Origin of the sequence: Rothia sp. HMSC069C10, from assembly GCF_001812205.1 — a bacterium.
GTDB lineage: Bacteria > Actinomycetota > Actinomycetes > Actinomycetales > Micrococcaceae > Rothia > Rothia mucilaginosa.
In genome coordinates this window covers 2,021-6,212 of sequence record NZ_KV808301.1, presented here as the reverse complement: position 1 = coordinate 6,212, position 4,192 = coordinate 2,021, and the positions used below count along the sequence as shown (strand labels likewise).

Genomic DNA, 4,192 nt, shown 5'->3' with positions numbered 1-4,192 from the left:
TGAAAGTCCCTCCGAAAAGGAAGGGAAATGGCTCCACCTTCAAATTCAAGGCTAAATCCACCACCGGCCTCAATGAAAGTCCCTCCGAAAAGGAAGGGAAATCCCCAGCGAGTAGAGAATAATGACGGCGACTCCGGCCTCAATGAAAGTCCCTCCGAAAAGGAAGGGAAATATCCGCAAAGACCATGAATGGCAACCCCCAAGTTTGGCCTCAATGAAAGTCCCTCCGAAAAGGAAGGGAAATAGCTACCCGAAAATAGCCCGCAACCATGCGGCAGAAACGGGTGCTTCGCGAGAACCTCGTGGAGGCTACACGCAAAATTATACACTCCAACCTCATCTACCCCCGCATAACTCCCTGGCAAGGGAAGAAACCATGCGAGCGACACGCCATGTTCCCGTCACGTACCAGGTTCTCGCTCACACAAAGACCCCCGCCGGGTGCTTCCTAAGCGACCCGGCGAGGGTCTTCACGTATGAGAGGGGTTGGCGCGGTTCAGGTAAACCAGACTAACCAAGCTAACCATGCAAACCGCGCGAGCTTCGAGTCTCACGGGACTAGAAAGAACAGCGCATCAAAACCCGAGCCGGCCAAAGCTCGGCCCCGGCGAACAGCGGAACTAGCGCTCCGCCTCCTCACCCAGCATGCCCTCACGAGCCAACGCAGTCAAACGAGACACCGCACGGAAATACTTCTTCTGATAACCACCAGCCAGCATCTCCTCAGTAAATACCTTGTCAAAAGGCACACCCGAAGAAACAATCGGCAAGTCCTTGTCATACAGGCGGTCAGCCAACACCACAAAACGCAGCGCCACCGACTGCTCAGTAATCGGGTGAACATCACGCCACGCAATACCATCCAGGCCATCAATCAGCTGACGGTAACGCGACGGGTGCACCTTCGCCAGGTGCTCCACCAGGTCAGCGAAGTTATCAACACCAACAGTCTGGCCGCCGAACACTTCCTCAACCTTCGCATCAAACGCATCATCAGCAACAGGCTCCGGCGCAGCAGGCAGGCCACGATGACGGAAATCCTCACCATCCACACGGTGCACCTCAAACTGCGAAGCAAGCACCTGAATCTCACGCTTAAAATCCTCAGCCGCAAAACGACCCTCACCCAGCGCACCCGGCAGAGTGTTCGACGTCGCCACAAGCTTCACGCCAGCATCCGCCAGCTCACGCATCAGACGAGACATGAGCACAGTATCACCCGGATCATCCAGCTCAAACTCGTCAATACACACCAGCTTATAGCTGCTCAACGCCTCAACCGTCTTACGGAACGTCAACGCACCCACCAGGTTCGTGTACTCCACAAAAGTACCGAACGCCTTCGGGCCATCCACATAATGCCACAGCGACGCCAACAAGTGAGTCTTACCCACACCAAAACCGCCGTCAAGGTACAGGCCAGCCTTCGTCGAATCCTTCTTCTTGCCACCAAACAGGCGACCAAAGAAACCGGCACCAGCGCCGCCACCATTAATCTTGTCACCAAAATCCTTCAGCTTCTGCACAGCCTCAGCCTGCGACGGCTGATTCGGATCAGGAATGTAGCTATCAAAAGACACTTCACCAAAACGCTCAGAGGGGCGGAAACCCGCCAGCAACTCATCAGCAGAAACGCGAGGGATGCGGTCGGTCAAGTGTACGGTCGTGGTGGGCACAAAAACTCTTTTCTTCAGTGACGGCGATGTGACTTCCGCTTTAAGTGTAGTACTGTCTAACACCCCGCGTGAGCCGCATGAGTTGCCCGCCACATTGCGGGCGCAGGGAGGGGCGGCGGCGGGGTGCGGGGCCGCTCTGTTTTGCTTGGGCCGCTCAGTGCCAGTGGAGGTACTGCTCAGTACCGGTGGAGGTTCGGTCATGACCTAGCAATTTCAGTCATGACTTAGCGTCTTTCGTAATGATTAAAACCCCAGCCTGAAGTCACTAACCCATTACCGAAAAACTAAGTCATTACCGACTCCCGCCCGCATATCCGACGCAGACCCAAATTCGGTAATGGGTTACGGATTTGTGCCATAGGTTAGTGTCTTTGGCCGTAGTTAAAAACCACGGTCGAAGACGCTAAACCATGGCACAAATTCTGCCGGGGCGGGGCCTCCGTGAGTGTAGATTTATTTGATGCATAAAGCATTGATATGTCCGAATAATGACGTTCAGATACTATTGCACTCAAAGCAACACAAATAGACACAAAGATGCGGTAGGGTGGTAACTGTAGTGTTCCATAACGCATTGATGCGTTTGTTGGGTGCGCTACGGGGCTGTTTTCCTTCCGGTGGTCAGCTTGACCTGTAAATAATGGCCTGACATGCACATATATCACACCGTCACCGATGATAGGAGCGTATCTTCTATGGATTCGACCATTTTCAATCGCCGTACCCTGTTGGGTAGTGGCACACTTGTGGGACTGGGTGCCCTGCTTGCGGCGTGTGGCCAGCAGGCAAATAACGAGGCGGCAGCTACCGCCTCCGCAGCACCGAGCGAGACTGCTTCGGCGTCTGCGGCGGTATCTGAGTCTGCATCCGTTTCGGCTACTCCAAGTCCGGTCATTACCCGCGGCTACTCTGGCGGGTCGAAGGCACCCGATGGTGAGTACCGTAAGGCAGACGGCAAAGGTCCTGCTCAGAATGTTCCTCTTCCGAAAGCCGAGCCGCAACAGTACCCCGAAACCTTCGCTGGACTCCGTGAGATGATGCGTGACTGGATTAAGGCACGCAACTACGGTATCCAGACCGGTGATATGCAGTATGTATGGCCCTACATGCTGGACGCTTTTGATGAGGACATTAAATTCCTGCACTACATCGAGGATCTTTACAAAAGCGGTGGCTGGGTTATCGAAGGCACCTCAGAATACCAGGCCGAAAGCGATTTGATGTATGACGAAGAAGCCAAAGAATATTGGACTCTCACGCGACGCTTGTGGACTTATGGCATGTACGTAAACCCCAATGGCAAGGTGTATGAGCGTACTAATACCAGCAACGAAAATGAAATATTTATGTTCCGCTATAAGTATCAGAATGGCTACTGGCGACTCTCGGAGCATCGCTCGAATAAGGAGCTACGTGAGCAGGGAATTATCAAATAATGGCCAATAAATTTTCAGGGATTCTAGGAATAACTGTTATTTCTGCGCTCATACTACCCCTTGGCACGTCAGCTGTTGCACTAGAAGATACTTCAAATAACGACAGTCACAGCATCACAGACCATAGCGCCACTCCACCAGCTACAGAGATTGGAAATGAGGGACTAGATTCCGAAGCGCAGGTCGATTTACCACCTCAGCAGGCGGAATCCGAACTCGTAGCTCGAGCGGAGAGCAAACAGAAATCTTTTGAAGAAAGCCATCATCTCATGCATGATGGTCAAGGAAACCAATTCTATGCCTCAATTGAAGACAAGGACTCCTGCGTCACCGCTGATCATCAGCCAGGACAGTACTTCCGTACCTGGATGCAGCCTGACGACGGCAACGACTACACCGGTTACTACAATACCTCCGGCATCGGAACCTACTGCAACCCAGTAGAATCCCGCACCCTAACCGCCAATAACCCCGGAGAGCCTCGTAAACCTAGCCATGCTGAAATGCTTCAAGAAATTGAAGACAAATTCGCCAACACTGATATCCGACCCCCTATCCTGAAGCAGTCCTATAACTCCGGTAACGGCACCGGCAGAGCTAAAGGTGACCCGAATATCTATAAGGGCGACAACGTCAATTTCTACGCTGAAGCTCCCACCGCTTATTGGGAAGGTGAGCTTTCGGCTGGTCACGTTGAAATCGAGTCTTATCCGGTGCAGATGACCGTCCAGTACGGCAACGGTGACGAGGGCACGTCTTACACCATCGGCGAGCCCATCTACCCGAAGTCAGGCTCGAAAGCACGACCGACTGCGACCAGCTATGCATATAAGCGTTCGGGTAACTTCCACGCCTACGCAACGGTCTCTTATGCTGGCCGGTACCGCGTCAATGGTGGCCCATGGCAGGCGATGCGTACTGTCATCAAGAAGGACACTGCTGAACCGCTGCTGATTCGTGTGTGGTGGGTTGATGTGGGCCGTGTCGGCGGCACCTGCGCCGAAGATGATACTCGTTGGGGCTGCAAGAATGACCCGACGATGGGCAAGCAGGATAACCCGAACCCGCGCCTGCGCAAGG

The 4,192-nt window shown here is 53.5% G+C and carries 3 protein-coding genes; 2 read left to right on the top strand and 1 reads right to left on the bottom strand.

Translation table 11 applies throughout. The features are described 5' to 3' along the window. Positions 1-620 precede the first annotated feature (620 nt). On the bottom strand, positions 621-1,676 hold the full coding sequence (zapE, locus tag HMPREF2842_RS05095; protein ID WP_005506346.1) for a cell division protein ZapE: 1,056 nt from the start codon (positions 1,674-1,676) through the stop codon (positions 621-623). A 695-nt stretch (positions 1,677-2,371) separates the two neighbouring features. Here zapE and HMPREF2842_RS05090 point away from each other — a divergent pair. Then, positions 2,372-3,112: a DUF6318 family protein gene (locus HMPREF2842_RS05090; RefSeq protein ID WP_070643122.1), complete on the top strand. Its 741-nt coding sequence runs from the start codon at positions 2,372-2,374 to the stop codon at positions 3,110-3,112. Further along, on the top strand, positions 3,112-4,192 hold a 1,081-nt coding region (locus HMPREF2842_RS09260; RefSeq protein WP_168165236.1), incomplete at its 3' end, for a hypothetical protein. The genes HMPREF2842_RS05090 and HMPREF2842_RS09260, both read left to right, overlap by 1 nt.